The sequence below is a fragment of the Pseudomonas sp. GW821-FHT09C08 genome (assembly GCF_059418125.1).
Window position 1 is genome coordinate 101,911 of record NZ_JBWKPG010000002.1, and the last position, 17,969, is coordinate 119,879.

General features: G+C 63.9%; 17 protein-coding genes. 11 read left to right on the plus strand and 6 right to left on the minus strand.

From position 1 onward, the window contains the following. The first annotated feature begins 43 nt into the window (after positions 1-43). The 3 genes from pdxJ to tadA all read left to right on the plus strand — a co-directional run bounded on the left by pdxJ (position 44) and on the right by tadA (position 3,028). Positions 44-787, plus strand: coding sequence for a pyridoxine 5'-phosphate synthase (pdxJ, locus tag AC07OJ_RS07090; RefSeq protein WP_065906925.1), 744 nt, complete (start codon positions 44-46; stop codon positions 785-787). Positions 788-1,148: 361 nt separating this feature from the next. Beyond that, positions 1,149-2,531: a multicopper oxidase family protein gene (locus AC07OJ_RS07095; RefSeq protein ID WP_106805718.1), complete on the plus strand. Its 1,383-nt coding sequence runs from the start codon at positions 1,149-1,151 to the stop codon at positions 2,529-2,531. Beyond that, a complete protein-coding gene (tadA, locus tag AC07OJ_RS07100; protein WP_106805065.1) occupies positions 2,531-3,028 on the plus strand; it encodes a tRNA adenosine(34) deaminase TadA in 498 nt (165 codons plus the stop codon). The genes AC07OJ_RS07095 and tadA overlap by 1 nt, the downstream gene beginning before the upstream one ends. A gap of 138 nt (positions 3,029-3,166) precedes the next feature. On the opposite strand, the gene cmoB is transcribed toward tadA, so the two are convergent. The 6 genes from cmoB to AC07OJ_RS07130 form a co-directional block, all read right to left on the minus strand. After that, positions 3,167-4,123 (minus strand): tRNA 5-methoxyuridine(34)/uridine 5-oxyacetic acid(34) synthase CmoB, encoded by a 957-nt coding sequence (cmoB, locus tag AC07OJ_RS07105; protein WP_495094295.1) that lies wholly within the window; start codon positions 4,121-4,123, stop codon positions 3,167-3,169. Further along, positions 4,120-4,863, minus strand: a complete 744-nt coding sequence (cmoA, locus tag AC07OJ_RS07110; RefSeq protein ID WP_065906921.1) for a carboxy-S-adenosyl-L-methionine synthase CmoA — start codon at positions 4,861-4,863, stop codon at positions 4,120-4,122. The genes cmoB and cmoA overlap by 4 nt, the downstream gene beginning before the upstream one ends. A 36-nt stretch (positions 4,864-4,899) precedes the next feature. Continuing rightward, complete coding sequence (locus AC07OJ_RS07115; RefSeq protein ID WP_120447703.1) at positions 4,900-5,556, minus strand: lysoplasmalogenase; 657 nt, start codon at positions 5,554-5,556, stop codon at positions 4,900-4,902. Between the two features lies 1 nt (position 5,557). After that, on the minus strand, positions 5,558-5,947 hold the full coding sequence (locus AC07OJ_RS07120; RefSeq protein ID WP_120447704.1) for a protease inhibitor I42 family protein: 390 nt from the start codon (positions 5,945-5,947) through the stop codon (positions 5,558-5,560). Positions 5,948-6,186: 239 nt separating this feature from the next. Next, positions 6,187-8,610, minus strand: a complete 2,424-nt coding sequence (gene lon / locus AC07OJ_RS07125; protein ID WP_065906917.1) for an endopeptidase La — start codon at positions 8,608-8,610, stop codon at positions 6,187-6,189. Between the two features lie 135 nt (positions 8,611-8,745). Continuing rightward, positions 8,746-9,735, minus strand: a complete 990-nt coding sequence (locus tag AC07OJ_RS07130) for a GntR family transcriptional regulator (protein WP_213552953.1) — start codon at positions 9,733-9,735, stop codon at positions 8,746-8,748. Positions 9,736-10,071: 336 nt separating this feature from the next. Between AC07OJ_RS07130 and AC07OJ_RS07135 the strand changes: the two genes are divergently transcribed. The 8 genes from AC07OJ_RS07135 to AC07OJ_RS07170 all read left to right on the plus strand — a co-directional run bounded on the left by AC07OJ_RS07135 (position 10,072) and on the right by AC07OJ_RS07170 (position 17,845). Beyond that, positions 10,072-11,403: an amidase gene (locus AC07OJ_RS07135; protein WP_495094296.1), complete on the plus strand. Its 1,332-nt coding sequence runs from the start codon at positions 10,072-10,074 to the stop codon at positions 11,401-11,403. An 11-nt stretch (positions 11,404-11,414) separates the two neighbouring features. Then, a complete protein-coding gene (locus AC07OJ_RS07140) occupies positions 11,415-12,293 on the plus strand; it encodes a polysaccharide deacetylase family protein (protein ID WP_065906905.1) in 879 nt (292 codons plus the stop codon). A 61-nt stretch (positions 12,294-12,354) separates the two neighbouring features. Further along, positions 12,355-13,695 carry an MFS transporter gene (locus tag AC07OJ_RS07145; RefSeq protein ID WP_065906903.1) on the plus strand — a complete coding sequence of 447 codons (1,341 nt, stop codon included), beginning with the start codon at positions 12,355-12,357 and terminating at the stop codon, positions 13,693-13,695. 10 nt (positions 13,696-13,705) lie between these two features. Then, positions 13,706-14,467, plus strand: a complete 762-nt coding sequence (locus AC07OJ_RS07150; protein ID WP_495094297.1) for an SDR family NAD(P)-dependent oxidoreductase — start codon at positions 13,706-13,708, stop codon at positions 14,465-14,467. A 156-nt stretch (positions 14,468-14,623) separates the two neighbouring features. Continuing rightward, a complete protein-coding gene (locus AC07OJ_RS07155; RefSeq protein WP_120447706.1) occupies positions 14,624-15,373 on the plus strand; it encodes an SDR family NAD(P)-dependent oxidoreductase in 750 nt (249 codons plus the stop codon). Positions 15,374-15,386: 13 nt separating this feature from the next. After that, the gene (locus AC07OJ_RS07160) at positions 15,387-15,689 is read left to right on the plus strand and encodes a hypothetical protein (protein WP_106805059.1); all 303 of its coding nucleotides are present in this window, start codon (positions 15,387-15,389) and stop codon (positions 15,687-15,689) included. Between the two features lie 12 nt (positions 15,690-15,701). Next, complete coding sequence (locus tag AC07OJ_RS07165; protein WP_495094298.1) at positions 15,702-16,676, plus strand: CobW family GTP-binding protein; 975 nt, start codon at positions 15,702-15,704, stop codon at positions 16,674-16,676. Next, positions 16,673-17,845, plus strand: a complete 1,173-nt coding sequence (locus AC07OJ_RS07170; RefSeq protein ID WP_106805057.1) for an ABC transporter substrate-binding protein — start codon at positions 16,673-16,675, stop codon at positions 17,843-17,845. Before AC07OJ_RS07165 ends, AC07OJ_RS07170 begins: the two co-directional genes overlap by 4 nt. Positions 17,846-17,969: the final 124 nt, after the last annotated feature.

Sequence of the window (17,969 nt, forward strand, 5' to 3'; positions counted from 1 at the left end):
TGTATGCTGTGCACCGATTCTTTCCCTTTTCAGGAGCGCTTCCGTGACCACCAGCAATCGCATTCTTCTTGGCGTCAACATCGACCACGTCGCCACCCTGCGCCAGGCCCGGGGCACCCGTTACCCTGACCCGGTCAAGGCCGCGCTGGACGCCGAAGAAGCGGGCGCCGACGGCATCACCGTGCACCTGCGCGAAGACCGCCGCCACATCCAGGAGCGCGACGTGCTGCTGCTCAAGGACGTGCTGCAAACCCGCATGAACTTCGAAATGGGCGTCACCGAAGAAATGATGGCGTTCGCCGAGCGCATCCGTCCGGCGCACATCTGCCTGGTGCCCGAAACCCGCCAGGAACTGACCACCGAAGGCGGCCTTGACGTCGCCGGCCAGGAAGCGCGGATCAAGGCCGCGGTGGAGCGCCTGTCGAAGATCGGCAGCGAAGTCTCGCTGTTCATCGACGCCGATGAGCGTCAGATCGAAGCGTCGCGCCGCGTCGGCGCGCCGGCCATCGAGTTGCACACCGGCCGTTATGCCGATGCCACCACGCCGACCGAAGTCGCCGACGAACTGCAACGCATCATCGACGGGGTCAATTGCGGGTTGAATGAAGGCCTGATCGTCAACGCCGGCCATGGCCTGCACTACCACAACGTCGAGGCCGTGGCTGCGATCAAGGGCATCAACGAGCTGAACATCGGCCATGCGCTGGTGGCGCATGCGCTGTTTGTCGGCTTCAAAGGTGCGGTGGCCGAGATGAAGGCGCTGATTCTGGCAGCTGCCAAGGCCTGATACCGCAGCCCAAGCTCAGTCGTGCTTCCTGTGGTGAGCGGGCTTGCCTGTTGGGCTGCGAAGCGGCCCTGAAACCTGCGATTCCGGTCTCCCTGACACTCGGCGGCGATTGAACTGTGGCTGCTGCGCAGCCCAACGCGGGGCAAGCCCGCTCGCCACACAAGGCGTGTTCGGCCCGACAGGCTCCTTGTTACAAAAAGCCTGCTCGGCATGACAAGCTCTTTGTTACACAGCGTACTCGCCAAGCGACCCAATGAAATCAGCAACTGCGGCAATGCGAAGCCTTACTGTTTAGCCGATGCAGGTGTATCGTATCTGCCTTTTGCGGGCCTCTGGCCTGCAGCAGATTCGTGAGGTTGTTGTGTCCCGATCCTTTTCCCGTCGACAAATCCTGGGTGGTCTTGCAGGCCTGGCCGTTGTGGGCGTCGGTGCCGGTGGCGCCTATCGCTACTGGCTGGGGAAAGTCGCCGAGGCCGAAGCGGGGCACGATTACGAACTGATCGCCGCGCCGCTCGACGTGGAGTTGGTGCCAGGACACAAGACCGAAGCCTGGGCGTTCGGCCCGTCGGCGCCGGGCACCGAGTTGCGGGTGCGCCAGGGTGAATGGCTGCGGGTGCGCTTTATCAACCACCTGCCGGTCGCCACCACCATTCACTGGCACGGCATCCGCCTGCCGCTGGAAATGGACGGCGTGCCCTACGTCTCGCAACTGCCGGTACTGCCTGGCGAATACTTCGACTACAAATTCCGCGTACCCGACGCCGGCAGCTACTGGTATCACCCCCACGTCAACAGCAGCGAAGAACTCGGCCGTGGCCTGGTCGGTCCGCTGATCATCGAAGAGCGCGAGCCCACCGGTTTCAAACACGAACGCACCCTCAGCCTGAAAAGCTGGCACGTGGACGAAGAGGGCGCCTTTGTTGCCTTCAGCATCCCGCGTGAAGCGGCGCGTGGCGGGACCGCCGGGCGCCTGTCGACGATCAATGGCGTGTCCCAGGCGGTGATCGATTTGCCGGCCGGGCAGATCACCCGCGTGCGCCTGCTCAACCTCGACAACACCCTGACGTATCGCCTCAATATTCCCGAGGTTGAAGCGCAGATCTACGCGTTGGACGGCAACCCGGTCGAACCGCGGCCGTTGGGCAAGGAATACTGGCTGGGCCCGGGCATGCGCATCTGCCTGGCGATCAAGGCGCCAGCGGCGGGTGAAGAGCTGTCGATCCGCAACGGGCCGGTGCGCCTCGGCACGTTCCGTTCCGTCGCCAATAACGACGCTCCCACCGAGTGGCCGCCCGCTTTGCCAGCCAACCCGATTGCCGAGCCCGACCTGGCCAACGCCGAGAAACTCAACTTCAATTTCGAATGGGTCGGCTCGGTTTCCGTCGACGTCGACAACGGTAAGCCGCCGAGCCTGTGGCAGATCAACGGCAAGGCCTGGGACATCACCGACAAGACCTGTGCCGACCGCCCGATTGCCAAGCTGGAAAAGGGCAAGAGCTACATTTTCGAATTGAAGAACATGACCCAGTACCAGCACCCGATCCACCTGCATGGCATGAGCTTCAAGGTGATCGCCTCGAACCGCCACAAGGTGATCCCGTACTTCACCGACACTTACCTGTTGGGCAAGAACGAGCGCGCGCGCGTGGCGTTGGTAGCGGATAACCCGGGGGTGTGGATGTTCCACTGCCACGTGATCGACCACATGGAAACCGGCCTGATGGCCGCCATCGAGGTGGCGTGATGCGCCAGTTTCGGCCCACGGCGATCATCGACCGCAGCCGCGACCAGGACTTCATGCGCGAAGCCCTGGCCCTGGCGGCCCAAGGTGCTGCGCTGGGCGAGGTGCCGGTGGGCGCAGTGCTGGTGCAGGACGGCGAAATCATCGGTCGCGGCTTCAACTGCCCGATCAGTGGCAACGACCCCAGTGCCCATGCCGAAATGGTCGCGATCCGCGCCGCCGCGCAAGCGATCAGCAACTATCGCCTGGTCGGCAGCACGCTGTATGTGACCCTCGAACCGTGCAGCATGTGCGCCGGCCTGATCGTGCATTCGCGGGTGGCGCGGGTGGTGTACGGCGCGCTGGAACCCAAGGCCGGGATCGTGCAAAGCCAGGGGCAGTTCTTTACCCAGGGCTTTCTCAATCATCGCGTGCTGTTTGAAGGCGGGGTGCTGGCTGAGGAGTGTGGGACTGTCTTGAGCGAATTCTTCAAGGCGCGCCGCGCAAAACCAGCGGTTTAAACAACACTGAAAACCAATGTGGGAGCGGGCTTGCTCGCGAAAGCGATGGGTCAGCCACCCTCTGCATAGCTGAACCAGTGCTTTCGCGAGAAAGCCCGCTCCCACCTTTTGATCTGCATTTATCCAGGGCGATGGGGTTTATTTCTTGGCGATGATGACGGCGCGCATCGGCGCCGGCAGCCCTTCGATCGTCTTGCTGTGATCCTGCGGATCGAGGAAGTCGCTCAGCGACTGATACTTCATCCACTCCGTCCCGCGTTGTTCCTCGACCGTCGTCACGCTCACGTCCACACAACGCACCTCACTGAAGCCGGCGCGGCGCAGCCACAGCATCAGCGCCGGCACCGACGGCAGGAACCATACGTTGCGCATCTGCGCGTAGCGGTCCTCCGGCATCAGCACTTGCTGCTGGTCGCCTTCGACCACCAAGGTTTCCAGCGCCAGTTCGCCGCCCTTGACCAGGGTGTCCTTCAGCGCCAGCAAATGCTCGATCGGCGAGCGACGGTGGTAGAACACACCCATGGAAAACACGGTGTCAAAGCCTTCCAGATTGGGCGGCAGGTCTTCGAACGGGAATGGCAGGTGCCAGGCATTCGGCGCGGACAAATAGCGCTGCACGGCCTGGAACTGACAGAAGAACAGCCAGTTGGGGTCCACGCCAATCACGCTGTCGGCGCCGGCGCCGAGCATGCGCCACATGTAGTAGCCGTTGCCGCAGCCGACGTCGAGGATGCGCTTGCCCTTGAGGTCCAGGTGCGGCGCCACGCGCGACCATTTCCAGTCCGAACGCCACTCGGTGTCCACATGCACGCCGAACAGGTGGAACGGCCCCTTGCGCCACGGGCTCAGGCCCATCAGCGCGGTGTGCATTTGCGCGCGAGTGGCATCGTTGCAGTCGGTGTCCAGGGTCAGGCCGTTGAGCAAATCCACTTCGCTGGGCTGGATGGCAGGCAACGCATCCAACGCACTCTGCCAGCGCTCGAGGTCGCCATGACCTTTTTCCATCTTGCTATCGAGTTGCGCTTGCAGGCCCTGGGCCCACACGGCCAGGGGGGTGCCGACCAGATGGCGGGCGAGGGGAGACAGATCAATCATGGCAAGGCAATCAACGAGGCAAAGTTAAGACACTGGAACCACGGCACGACTTTCGAGAACCCGGCCGCCAGCAGGCGTTCGCGGTGTTCTTCGAGGCTGTCGGGCTTCATGACGTTTTCGATGGCGCTGCGCTTCTGGGCGATTTCCAGTTCGCTGTAGCCATTGGCGCGTTTGAACGCGATGTGCAGATCGGTGAGCAGCGCGTGTTCTTCAAGGTCATTGAAGCGCAGCTTTTCCGACAGGATCAACGCACCGCCCGGCAACAGCGACTGGCGGATGCGGCCGAGCAGCGCCAGGCGCTCCTCGGGGGCGATAAATTGCAGGGTGAAGTTCAGCGCCACCACCGAGGCCGGTGCAAATTGCAGCGCGAGGATATCGCCTTCAACCACCTCGACCGGCAACAGCTCCTGGAACATCGAGTCCTGGCCATTCAGGTATTCGCGGCAGCGCTCGACCATGGCCGCCGAGTTATCCACAGCGATCACCCGGCAACCGTCGGTGCGCACATGGCGGCGCAACGCTTGGGTGACCGCGCCAAGGGATGACCCCAGGTCATACAGCACACTGTTGGGCTGGGCGAACTGCGCCGCGAGCACGCCGAGGTTCTCGACGATGGTCGGATAACCCGGCACCGAGCGCTTGATCATGTCCGGGAACACCCGCACCACGTCCTCGTTAAAGGCGAAGTCCGGCACCTGGGGCAGGGGCTGGGCGAATAGGCGATCGGGTTCTTTGCTCACGGCTGTTCCGGCGACGATTGGGGAAAGGCCGGCATTTTAGCCAACTTGGCCCTCGGATGCGCGGGTTGTCTGATGGAAAGCAGAGGCCGTGATACCCCACTGGCCAAGCCAGTAAGTGACGATCAACAGATACGGCGCTGCCTCGAACGACAGCACAAACCGATTGATGCCGATCAGCGTGTCGGAAAACACAAACGACACCGCACCGGCCGCCGCCAGCAGCGCCGAGCGTTTCGGCACGTCACTGCCCAGCCGTGCCAACGCGCGCCAGAGCATGGCGCTGATCACCGTCGCGTACACCACCACCGGAATCAGCAGGTCGCCCAGGCCGTGGGAAATCAGGATGCTCAGCAGGATCGCGCCCACGCCCAGCGCCAATACCAATGGCAGCAGCGCCAAGCGGCGGCAATCGCTGAAGTAGGCTTTCAGATACGCCAGGTGCGCGAACAGGAACGCGCCGAGGCCGAAGATGAACAAGTCGCCCGGCCACGCCAGCAGCACATCGCCGACCAGCGAGAAAATCAGCCCCAGGCTGATCCAGCGTCGATAGTCGGTGGGCGGCGCGTCATGCAGCCAGCCCAGCAGCGCGAGTACCGGCAGCGGTTTGACCAACAGGCACAACAGGGTGGCGTGGGTGGTCAGGCCGTAGATAAAGGTGCCGGCGCCCATCAACGCAAGAATCAGCCATGGCATATCAGTTCACCGTAATGGCGCAGTCGAAGGTTTCGGCGGGTTCGGCTTCCGGCTCCCAGGGTTGCTGGGAGGTCAGGCGCAAACGTCCCTGGCCGGCCGCAAAGGCCTGGAAGCGCCAGGTGGACTGGCCGCCGCCACCAATCACGCCGGATTCCGTGCTGCTGTAGACCTCGGGGCTCAGCGCGCGCAATACGCCGCCGGCCGAATCCTGAATGGCCCAGCGGTAACCGGTGGTGGGGTTGCTGGGCAGGGTCAGGATCAGATTCTGCCCGGACTTGAGCTGGAGCGGGCAGGCGCCCTGATCTTCCACGGTGACGTTTTGCTTGGGGGCACTGGCGCAGGCGGCCAGCAGGGCAAGGCTCAGGGGAAGCAGCAGGCGGGCAGCGGTCATGGAGGCTCCGTTGATTAGCGACGAAGGGCGAGCATAACCGAAGATGAGACAAGGTGTGACAAGAGGACCGCAGAGTGCCCTGCGTTGGGCTGTGGAGCAGACCCAGAACTGACGACCCCATTCTTTCGGAAAGAATGGGGTCTATTCAAGAGGGGCTGCTACGCAGCCCAACGCAGGGCAAGCCTGCTCACCACAGGGGGGGCACTCGGGCCACTCGGGGCACTCGGGCTAGTGAGCTATCAGAAGAGCACCTTCGCCACGTCGGCAAAGCGCTTGGCAAAGTGCACGGTCATGCCTTCCTTCAGGTAGTCCGGCAACTCCTCGAAGCTGCCACGGTTTGGCTCCGGCAGGATCAGCTCGTGAATCTTCTGGCGTCGCGCCGCAATCACCTTCTCGCGCACCCCGCCAATCGGCAGGACATGCCCGGTCAGCGTCAATTCACCGGTCATCGCCACGCCTTTTTTCGGCGGCTGGTTGCGCGCCAGCGACAGCAACGCGCTGGCCATGGTCACCCCGGCGCTCGGGCCGTCTTTGGGCGTGGCGCCTTCCGGCACGTGCAGGTGCACGAAGGCCTCGTCGAAGAACTTCGGATCACCGCCAAACGACTTCAGGTTGGAGCTGATGTAGCTGTAGGCGATTTCGGCAGACTCCTTCATCACCTCACCCAACTGCCCGGTGAGCTTGAAACCACGGTTGAGCGTGTGGATGCGCGTCGCCTCGATCGGTAGCGTGGCGCCGCCCATGCTGGTCCAGGCCAGGCCGGTGATTACCCCGGTGCCGGACAGCACTTGCTCGTTGCGGAACACGGGAATACCCAGGGAGCTTTCCAGGTCCTTGTTGCCGATCTTGATCACCGAGTCGGGCTCATCCAGCAGCTTGACCACGGCTTTGCGCACCAGTTTGCCCAGCTGTTTCTCCAGCTGACGCACACCGGCTTCCCGCGCGTAGCCGTCGATCAACGCGCGCAGGGCGCCGTCGCTGATGCTCAGGCTGTTTTTCGACACGCCGGCTTTTTCCAGCTGTTTGGGCCACAGGTGACGCTTGGCGATGGCGACTTTTTCTTCAGTGATATAGCCGGACAGGCGAATCACTTCCATCCGGTCCAGCAGCGGGCCGGGGATGGAATCCAGGGTATTGGCGGTGCACACGAACAGCACCTTGGACAGGTCCAGGCGCAGGTCCAGGTAGTGGTCGAGGAATTCGACGTTCTGCTCAGGGTCGAGGGTCTCCAGCAATGCCGACGCCGGGTCGCCCTGGAAGCTCTGGCCCATCTTGTCGATCTCGTCGAGCATGATCACCGGGTTCATCACTTCCACATCTTTGAGCGCCTGCACCAGCTTGCCCGGCAGGGCGCCGATGTAGGTGCGGCGATGGCCCTTGATCTCGGCCTCGTCGCGCATGCCGCCGACGCTGAAACGGTAGAACGGCCGGCCCAGTGACTCGGCGATGGATTTGCCGACGCTGGTCTTGCCCACGCCCGGCGGGCCCACCAGCAGCACGATGGAACCGGCGACTTCGCCTTTATAAGCGCCCACCGCGAGGAACTCGAGGATGCGGCTCTTGATGTCGTCCAGCCCCGCATGGTGTTTATCCAGCACCTTGCGCGCGTGCTTGAGGTCGAGCTTGTCCTCGCCATACACCCCCCACGGCACCGAGGTGGCCCAGTCGAGGTAGTTGCGGGTGACCGCGTACTCCGGCGAGCCAGTTTCCAGGATCGACAGTTTGTTGAGTTCTTCATCAATGCGTTTTTTCGCCTGGGCCGGCAACACTTTGCCTTCCAGGCGTTGCTCGAATTGCTCGACGTCCGCGCTGCGGTCGTCCTTGGTCAGGCCCAGCTCCTGCTGGATGACCTTGAGCTGTTCCTTGAGGAAGAACTCGCGCTGGTGCTCGCCGATCTTGCGGTTCACTTCGGCGGAGAGTTCTTTTTGCAGGCGCGCGACTTCGACTTCCTTGCGCAGCATCGGCAGGACTTTTTCCATGCGCTTGAGCATGGGCACGCAGTCCAGCACTTCCTGCAGCTCGTTGCCGGTGGCCGAGGTGAGGGCGGCAGCGAAGTCGGTCAGCGGCGACGGGTCGTTGGGGCTGAAGCGGTTGAGGTAGTTCTTCAGCTCTTCGCTGTACAGCGGGTTGAGCGGCAGCAGTTCCTTGATCGCATTGATCAGCGCCATGCCGTAGGCCTTGACCTCGTCGGTCGGCTCGCTGGGCTGGTGCGGGTATTCGACTTCCACCAGGTACGGTGGGCGGTGGTGCTTGAGCCAGGTGCGAATCCGCACGCGGGTCAGGCCCTGGGCGACGAATTGCAGTTTGCCGTTCTCGCGGCTGGCGTGGTGCACCTTCACCAGGGTGCCGTACAGCGGCAGGCTGGAGGTGTCGAAATGCCGGGGATCTTCGGGCGGCGTGTCCATGAAAAACAGGGCAAGCGAGTGGTGATCGGATTTGCTCACCAGCTCCAGGGTTTCCGCCCACGGTTCTTCATTGACGATCACCGGCAGCACTTGCGCCGGGAAGAACGGCCGATTGTGGATCGGAATGATGTAGACCTTGTCCGGCAGGTTTTGCCCAGGCAGGGCAAGGCCGGTATTGGATGAAGCTGCGTGTTCAGCGTTTTCGGGATCGGCGTAATCGTTGAGGTCGATGTCCGGGAATTCTTGCTGGTCGCTCATGGGGCACCTGCATAAGGAAGTATGCAGGTTAGATGGGGCAGGGCAGTGGTGGTTTCAATGGCGGGCGTGAGATAGCAACATATTGCATGATATTTTCGAAACCCGTAGGCGCCAGCAAGCCGGCTCCTGCAGGGCTCAGCTGATTTTGTGGAGATAGGCGGGCAGTGGTTGTTCCGGCAGCACCGACAACACTTTCAAGCGCTGCAACATTCGCTGCCGGGCCCGTTGCAGGTGCTCGCGCAGGTTCAGCGCGGCCGCGTCGACGGCACCGTGCAGCAACAACTCCAGAATCAGGCGATGTTCGGCAAGCATGGCTGGATCGGCGCCGATCCCCAGCAAACGGTAGAAAATCCGGCTGATGATCATCGGGCTCTGGCCCTGGCGAATCAACGCGGCGATCTTGCGATTCTGCAGGCCGGCCAGGCAGCGCTGGTGCAAATCCTCTTCGATCTGTTCGATGGCTTCCAGGCTGCAATGGGGGCTGTCCTGGGCGTCCAGCACGCGTTGCAACATGGCTTCGAGCAGCTCGCGGTCCAGGTTCGGTGCGCTCTGGCGCAGGGCTTCGGGCTCCAGGCAGGCACGCAGTTCGTAGTCTTCGGTGACTTCCCGCGCGGTCAGCGGCCCCGCCAGCCACTGCGAGTACGGCTCTTTTTCCACCAGGCCCCGGTCGCGCAGGCGCATCAGCGCTTCGCGCACCACCGCGCGGCTGACGCCGTAGTGGTCGGCGGCGGCCTGTTCGTCCAGGCGGTAGTGGCCGAAGGCGATGCAGGTGGACAGCGCCGCGCCGATCTCCTCGACGATCCGCTCGCCCAGCGGTCGGGTATCCACCAACTCATCCTCGCCATTCAGGCCCAGGTGCGCATGGCTCAGCGGCAAGCGCAGCGGCTCCATGGCCAGGCCGTCGGGGTTGATCAGGTAGCCGCGGCCGTTGAAGCGGCAAATCAGCCCTTCCGCGTGCAGCAGGTCCAGGGCCTTGCGCACCGGTACGCGGCTGGTGCCGAACAGTTCGGCCAGCGGTGCCTCCAGCAGGACCAGCCCGTGGCGCGCGGTGCCGTTGACGATCGCATCACGCAACAGCTGATGAATCATCGCGTAACGGGAGGCCGAGGCGGACACTGCTTTCATTGCTTTCTCAAGAGGATGTAGGACGGTGGCCGGGGATTCTCTCATAGATGCGCCTGTCACTCTGCGCCACATCGGTGGCACTTTTTTGGGGCCTGGACAGCGGGAATGTTACTTTTCTGCACCAAAATGTACTTATTCATAAAAGATACATTATTTCTTTTAAACCCTGCGCTGGACGTCTTGCACGCTTTTTTTTCCAGACCCAGGAGCATCTATCCCGTGGATCCTGACGCGAACATCTGATCTGCACGTTGGGCGCGTTCACAGACTGGCACGAAACCTGCCTTTGTAAAATGTACATTTTATTAATATGTACGTTTTGTGAGGGTCATCTTGATGTCAGACGCCACTTCGATGGCCGAGGATTTCGCCAGCGGTCGCAACGACCCGGTGCAAGCCCTTGAGCAGGCACTCGACAAGGCCAGCCAGGTACCGGCGGTATTTATCAGCCTGACCACCGAGCGCGCCCGCCGTGAAGCCGAAGCTGCCGCCGCGCGCTGGCGGGCCGGCCAGCCATTGAGTGGGTTGGATGGCGTGCCCTTGGCCTGGAAGGACCTCTATGACGTGGCCGGCAGCGTCACCACTGCCGGTGCCGCCTACCGGCGCAACGCGCCTGCCGCCTTGCTCGATGCGCCCAGCGTAGGGCTGCTGTGCCGCGCGGGGATGGTCAGCGTCGGCAAGGCCAACCTCAGCGAGCTGGCCTATTCCGGGCTCGGCCTCAATCCGCACTTCGGCACCCCGCACAACCCGCACGGCACTGACCAGCCACGTATCCCGGGTGGCTCATCGTCCGGCTCGGCGGTGGCCGTCGCCGCCGACATTGTGCCCATCGCGATGGGCACCGACACCGCCGGTTCGATCCGCATCCCCTCGGCATTCAATGGCCTGGTGGGCTACCGCAGCAGCAGCCGACGCTATAGCCGCGACGGCGTGTTTCCCCTGGCTCACACCCTCGACAGCCTTGGCCCGCTGACCCGCAGCGTGCGCGATGCGCTGGCCATCGACGACCTGCTCCACGGCCGCCGGCAAACCCATGTCGCGCGAAGCCTCAAGGGCCAGCACTTTGTGCTGGAGCAAGGCGCCCTGGAAGGCATTGAACCCGCCGTGCACAACAACCTGCTGCGCGCGGTGGACCAACTCAAGGCCGCCGGTGCGCGGGTCGAGTTGCGCCCCTCGCCCACGTTCCAGGCCACGCTGGAGCTGATCAAGCACCAAGGCTGGCTCGGCGCCTTCGAAGCCTTCGCCCTGCACCAGGCGTTGCTCGACAGCGCCGACGCCGAGCAACTCGACCCCCGCGTACGCCGCCGCCTCGAAGCCGCGCGCGCGTTGCCGGCCAGCCAACTGATCGCCCTCACCGATGCCCGCCGCCGCCTGCAACAGCAACTCATCGACGACCTCGACGGCGCCGTGCTGATCACCCCCACCGTTGCGCATGTCGCCCCGGCCCTGGCACCGCTGGAAGCCGACGACGCGCTGTTTGTCAGCACCAACCTCGCCACCCTGCGCCTGACCATGCCCGGCAGTTTGCTCGACATGCCCGGCGTGAGCCTGCCCAGCGGCCGCGACGCCCTGGGATTACCCACCGGCCTGCTGCTCAGCGCCCCCAGCGGCGAAGACGCACGCCTGCTGCGGGCCGCTTTGTCGGTCGAAACCGCCCTGACTTTTTAAGGAGACACACCATGGCTAAAGACATCCTCTGTGCATTTGGCGTCGACGTCGACGCCGTCGCCGGCTGGCTCGGTTCCTACGGCGGCGAAGACTCGCCCGATGACATCTCCCGCGGCCTGTTCGCCGGGGAAGTCGGCGCGCCGCGCCTGCTCAAACTGTTCGAACGCTACGGCCTGCGCACCACCTGGTTCATCCCCGGCCACTCGATGGAAACCTTCCCCGAGCAGATGAAGGCCGTGGCCGACGCCGGCCACGAAATCGGCGTGCACGGCTACAGCCACGAAAACCCGATCGCGATGACCGCCGAGCAGGAAGAAATCGTCCTCGACAAGTCCATCGAGCTGATCACCCAGGTCACCGGCAAGCGGCCCACCGGCTACGTCGCGCCGTGGTGGGAATTCAGCAAGGTGACCAACGAGCTGCTGCTGAAAAAAGGCATCAAGTACGACCACAGCCTGATGCACAACGACTTCCATCCCTACTACGTGCGCAAGGGCGACACCTGGACCAAGATCGACTACAGCCAGCACCCCGATACCTGGATGAAGCCCCTGGTGCGCGGCGAAGAAACCGACCTGGTGGAGATCCCGGCCAACTGGTACCTCGATGACCTGCCGCCGATGATGTTCATCAAGAAAGCCCCGAACAGCCACGGCTTCGTCAACCCGCGTCACCTCGAGGAAATGTGGCGCGACCAGTTCGACTGGGTCTACCGCGAGCACGAACACGCGGTGTTCACCATGACCATCCACCCCGACGTGTCCGGCCGCCCGCAAGTGCTGTTGATGCTGGAGCGCCTGATCGAGCACATCCAGAGCCATGCCGGCGTGCGCTTCGTCACCTTCGACGAAATCGCCGACGACTTCATTCGCCGCCAACCCCGTACCTGAACCCCACCCTGCAGGAGCCGGCTTGCCGGCGCCTGCCGGTCAAATCCTTGAGGCGCGCCCCATGTCCATCTACAACAAGCTTGACCTGACTGGCTGGAAACCCCGGCAACTGACGTCCCAGGAAGTGCGCTTCGCCACCTGGATCGCGTTTTTCGCCTGGGTGTTTGCGGTGTATGACTTCATCCTGTTCGGCACGTTGCTGCCGGAGATCGGCCGGCACTTTGGCTGGGGTGAAGTGGAGCAAGCTGAAATCGCGACCTGGGTGGCGGTGGGCACGGCGGTGGTCGCGTTTGCCATTGGCCCGGTCGTGGATAAGTTGGGTCGGCGCAAAGGCATCATCTTCACCGTGGCCGGTTCGGCACTCTGCTCGGCACTCACCGCGATTGGCGGGGCGTGGGGCAAGTCGCCGCTGATTCTGATCCGGTCGCTGGGCGGCCTGGGCTATGCCGAGGAAACCGTCAACGCGACCTACTTGAGCGAGCTGTATGGCGCCTCCGAAGACCCGCGCCTGACCAAGCGCCGCGGGTTCATCTATAGCCTGGTGCAGGGCGGCTGGCCGGTCGGTGCGTTGATCGCCGCCGGGTTGACCGCGCTGTTGCTGCCGGTCATTGGCTGGCAGGGCTGCTTCATCTTCGCCGCGATCCCGGCGATCGTGATCGCGATCATGGCGCGCAAGCTCAAGGAGAGCCCGCAGTTTCAGATCCACCAACGCATCAGCGAGCTGCGTAAAAGCGGCGCGGTGAAGGACGCGCAGAACGTCGCCGCGACCTACGGCGTGGACTACGACGAACACAGCAAGGCCGGCCTCAAGGCGGCCTTCCGTGGCCCGGCGCGCCGCGCCACGCTGGTGATCGGCGCCGCGCTGCTGCTCAACTGGGCGGCGATCCAGGTGTTCAGCGTGCTGGGGACTTCGGTGATCGTCAGCGTGCACCACATCTCGTTCGAGAACTCGCTGATCATTCTCGTACTGTCGAACCTGGTGGGTTACTGCGGCTACCTCAGCCACGGTTGGATGGGCGACAAGATCGGCCGCCGCAACGTGATCGGCCTGGGCTGGATGCTCGGTGGGCTGTCGTTCGCCGGCATGCTGTTTGGCCCGAGCAACATGGCGATGGTCGTCGGGCTTTACAGCCTGGGCCTGTTCTTCCTGATCGGTCCGTACTCGGCAGCGCTGTTCTTCATCAGCGAAAGTTTCCCCACCAGCATCCGCGCCACCGGTGGCGCGATCATCCATGCCATGGGCCCGATCGGCGCGGTGGTCGCAGGTTTTGGCGCGACCCAGGTGTTGTCCGCCGGCAGCGACTGGCAGACCGCCGCGCTGTGGTTCGGTGCACTGCCGTGCTTTTTGTCCGGTGCCCTGATGTTTGCCGCACGCCACGTGCGTCCGGAAACCGTTCAGTAAGGAGTGTTTGATGAGCCGTAAAGTTGCCTTGATTACCGGTGCCGCCAGCGGCATCGGCCAAGCCCTCGCTGTGGCCTATGCGCGCAACGGCGTGGCGGTGGTCGGCGGGTATTACCCCGCCGATCCCCATGACCCGCACGCCACTGTGGCCCTGGTGGAAGCGGCCGGCGGCGAGTGCCTGATGCTGCCACTGGACGTGGGCGCCAGCGCCTCGGTGGACGCCCTGGCCGAGCAGGCCGTGCAACATTTTGGCCGCCTCGATTACGCAGTGGCCAACGCGGGTCTGCTGCGCCGCGCGCCGTTGCTGGAGATGACCGATACGCTGTGGGACGAAATGCTCAATGTCGACCTGACGGGGGTGATGCGCACCTTCCGCGCGGCGACCCGGCATATGCACGAGGGCGGCGCGCTGGTGGCGATTTCGTCGATTGCCGGCGGCGTGTATGGCTGGCAGGAGCACAGTCACTACGCGGCGGCCAAGGCCGGTGTGCCGGGGCTGTGCCGGTCGCTGGCGGTGGAGTTGGCGCCCAAGGGCATTCGCTGCAACGCGGTGATTCCCGGGTTGATCGAGACGCCGCAGTCGCTGGATGCGAAAAATTCGCTGGGGCCGGAAGGCTTGGCGAAAGCGGCGCGCGCAATCCCGCTGGGCCGGGTAGGGCGGGCGGATGAAGTGGCGTCGCTGGTGCAGTTCCTGACCAGTGAGGCATCGAGTTATTTGACCGGGCAGAGCATCGTCATCGACGGTGGCCTGACCGTGCGCTGGCCGGACTGATGCGGATTCAAGCCTGATGCACGTCAAATGCGGGAGCGGGCTTGCTCAAGAATGCGGTGGATCCGTTCTGCATGCATCGACTGACACACCACTTTCGCGAGCAAGCCGCTGCCATATTTAACCGCGTTCGCCGCTCGATTATTCAAGGAGTTCACCATGCCCCAACTCACTCACCGCCGCGCCGTCATCACCGGCGCCGGCAGCGGCATCGGGGCCGCCATCGCGCGCGCCTATGCCGTCGAAGGCGCACGCCTGCTGCTGTCCGACCGCAACGCCGCCAGCCTGGCTGAAACCGCGATCACCTGCCGCAACCTGGGCGCCGAAGTGGTCGAGTGCCTGGCCGATGTCGGCACGGTCGAAGGCGCCCAGGCCAGTGTCGACCGCTGCGTCGAGCATTTCGGCGGCATCGATATCCTGGTCAACAATGCCGGCATGCTCACCCAGGCGCGCTGCGTCGACCTCTCCCTCGAAATGTGGAATGACATGCTGCGTGTCGACCTCACCAGTGTGTTCGTCGCCAGCCAGCGCGCCCTGCCGCATATGCTCGCGCAGCGCTGGGGGCGGATCATCAACGTCGCCTCGCAACTGGGCATCAAGGGCGGTGCGGAGCTGACCCACTACGCCGCCGCCAAGGCCGGGGTGATCGGCTTTACCAAGTCCCTCGCGCTGGAAGTCGCCAAGGACAATGTGCTGGTCAACGCCATCGCGCCGGGCCCTATCGAAACGCCGCTGGTGGGCGGCATCAGTGCCGACTGGAAACGCGCCAAGGCTGCCGAACTGCCCCTGGGCCGCTTCGGCCTGGCGGATGAAGTCGCGCCCACCGCCGTGCTGCTGGCCAGCGAGCCGGGTGGCAACCTGTTCGTCGGCCAGACCCTGGGCCCCAATTCCGGCGATGTCATGCCATGAGCGGGGTGTAGGCATGTGCGGACTCTGCGGACTGCTCGGCGAAGACCTGCACTGGAGCGACCCCCTGGGCGACGAACTGCCCAGGCGCCGCGAACGCCTGCGCCGTATCGCCGCCATCAACCAGGTGCTGGCGGTGTTCCGGCTCAAGGTCGAAGACTTCCAGGGCGCGTCCTACCTGCTGCTGGGCGCCACCGGCAAACAGGCGTTGGCGAGCGGCCTGGATCAACTCTGGCAGGCCGCTGAAACCATGCTCGGCCGCCCGCTGGACCCGCTCGATCCGCACTTGCTCGATCACCTGGACCTGCAGGCGTCATGAGGTAAGAAGAAAATGAGCATCGCTCTAAATGTGATCACCGGCTTCCTCGGCAGTGGCAAGACCACCTTGCTCAAGCGCCTGCTGCAGCACGAAAGCCTGGGCGATACCGCGTTGCTGATCAACGAATTCGGCGACGTCGGCATCGACCATCTGCTGGTGGAAGAAGTGGCGCCCAATACCGTGTTGCTGCCCAGCGGCTGTATTTGCTGCTCGATCCGCGGCGAACTGAAAGACGCGCTGCTTGGCCTGTTGCAACGCCGCGAGCGCGGTGAGATTCCTGCGTTCAAGCGGGTGATCCTGGAAACCACCGGCCTGGCCGATCCGGCGCCGATCCTCGCGACCTTGAACAACGACGTGCAATTGCGCGGGCGTTTTCATATCGGCCTGGTGATCACCCTGGTCGACGCCAGTCACGCCGCGCTGCAGGAACGCCTGCACCCGGAATGGCTGGCCCAGGTCGCGGCGGCGGATCGACTGTTGCTGAGCAAGACCGACCTGGTGCCTGATTGCGCGGCGCTGCGTGCGCACCTGCAGGGGCTGAACGCCGGTACGCCGATCCTCGATACACAGGCGATTCTCAGCGGCGATCAACTGCTGCTCGGCGAAGGCCTGCGCAGCGCCGAGCCCGCCGTGGAAGTCAGCCGCTGGCAACTGCATCAAGCCACCAACGTCACCCACGGCGCCGCGCAGGTGTGCAGCCTGACCTTCGACCAGCCGCTGGACTGGGTGGGTTTCGGGGTGTGGTTGTCGATGCTGTTAAGATGCCATGGCGAACGAATCCTCCGCGTCAAAGGGCTGCTCAACGTGAACGCCAGTAACGCCCCCATCGTCATTCATGGCGTGCAGCATTGCCTGCACGCCCCGGTGCACTTGCCCGCGTGGCCGGGCAGCGACCGCCAGTCGCGCCTGGTGTTTATCCTGCGCGGGCTCGACCCCGCGCTGCTGCGGCGCTCCTTCGACGTGTTCTCGCGACGGTTCGCCGCATGATCACATTGCGCGTTCTCGGCACCTCGGTGACCCTGCTCGAATGCCTGCGCGTGCGCGCCGAACAGGAGCTGGGCATCCGCCTGGTGTACCAGGTGCACGACGTCGAACAGGCCCAGCGTATCGCGGTGATGCAACCCGACAGCTACGACCTCTACGACCAGTGGTTTCACAACGTCGACTTCGTGTGGCCGGCCCGCGCGATCCAGCCCATCGACACGCGACGCCTGGCGCTGTGGCACGAGATCAACGACTTGCCCAAGCGCGGGCGCCTGTCGCCGAACGACCGCCTGGGCAGCGGCAGCGTGCCCAGCGAGCGCCTATTCGTGCAGCACGACGGCAGCCTCGGCAGCACCGTCACCGAGCGCATCAGCATGTTGCCGCTGACCCACAACGCCGACAGTTTTGCCTACCGCCCCGAACGCTTGCCCGAGGGTTTTTGCCACGGCAATGAAAGCTGGGGCTGGTTGCTCGATCCGGCGTGGCGCGCACGCACGGCGCTGCAGAGTGACGCCGCCATCGGCGCGCTGGACGCCGCGCTGGCGGTGCAGGGCGCGGGGCTGGCCAACTTCAAGGACATCGGCAACATGAGCATCGAAGAGATCGATGTGTTGGCCGACATTCTGGTGCGCAAACAGAAGGAAGGGCACTTTGCGGCGTTCTGGTCCGATGACGAGGAGGCGGCGCAATTGATGCTCAGCCCGAGCATCGATATCCAGAGCCTGTGGTCACCGACCTTGATGCGCCTGCACCGCGCCGGGGTGAAATACCGCCTGGCGGTGCCGCGCGAAGGCTATCGCGCCTGGTTCGGCGGCTTGTCGTTGTCGCGCCATGCCCAGGGGCCGGTGCTGGATGCGGCGTATGCCTATCTCAATTGGTGGCTGTCCGGCTGGCCCGGGGCGGTGATGGCGCGCCAGGGTTACTACATCGGCAACCCCGCGCGCACGCGTGATCACCTGAGCAGCGCCGAATGGGATTACTGGTATGCCGGCAAGCCTGCGCGGGAGGAGTTGCTGGGCAGCGACGGCTTGCCGCTGATTGATATCGGCGAGGTGCGCGATGGCGGCTCCTACGAGCAACGCATGGGGCATATCGCGGTGTGGAACTCGGTCATGGATGAGCACAACTACCTGGTGCGGCGTTGGGGGGACTTTATGCGGGCGCGCGGCTGAGCGCCGGTCAAGCGCGTGTCGCCAATAAAATGACTGTGAAATCCCCGTATTTATTGAGTGCGCTTATGCTTTTCCCCAGCTAATCTGCTCAAACCAAATATTCATGCAAAATGGATATTTTTTT